This window comes from Rhizobium sp. 18055, from assembly GCF_902706285.1.
GTDB lineage: Bacteria > Pseudomonadota > Alphaproteobacteria > Rhizobiales > Rhizobiaceae > Rhizobium.
This window is the reverse complement of the sequence record NZ_CACSKD010000219.1, coordinates 1-465: the sequence shown is the minus strand read 5'-3', so window position 1 is coordinate 465 and position 465 is coordinate 1. Positions and strand designations below refer to the sequence as shown.

Below are 465 nucleotides of genomic sequence, written 5' to 3'. Positions count from 1 at the left end.
TTGCTGTTTTGGCTTGTAAGGTAGGCTCTATTAGATTCAAATAAGGCCAATTTTTTAAAGAATCGAAACCATTGTTATTACCGTGCTTATCGATATCAATGACAAAGAAATTAGTTGTCCTTATTGCAATATTTGCGTTTGGGAAACCTTCCCAGAAATTGCTTATCTCTTCCTCAGTCATTGCTGGTTTGTCAGCGACGTCTATTAGAGGGCGTTTATTTTTTGGGTTAATCGGTATGACTGAGAAACCCATTTTTTGATATTTCAAAGCGTAGTCTTTCATGCTTGCCATCGTTTTAACTCCTCTTGACAGACTTATACCAATTCTTGTGTGAAAAAGTCGTTATAGTATTCTACTTCTGTCATTTTTAAATATTTGAGCATTTCACTAAACGCTTTATCGTAGGCAGCGAATGGACCAATAACTGAATCGGTAGTATCTACTACCCAGAAACGCCCATATTT

The 465-nt window shown here is 36.3% G+C and carries 1 protein-coding gene; it reads right to left on the bottom strand.

The window, feature by feature from the left end:
* A partial coding sequence (locus tag GVL52_RS28815; protein WP_200847985.1) for a bifunctional DNA primase/polymerase occupies positions 1–292 on the bottom strand: 292 nt, incomplete at its 3' end.
* Positions 293–465: the final 173 nt, after the last annotated feature.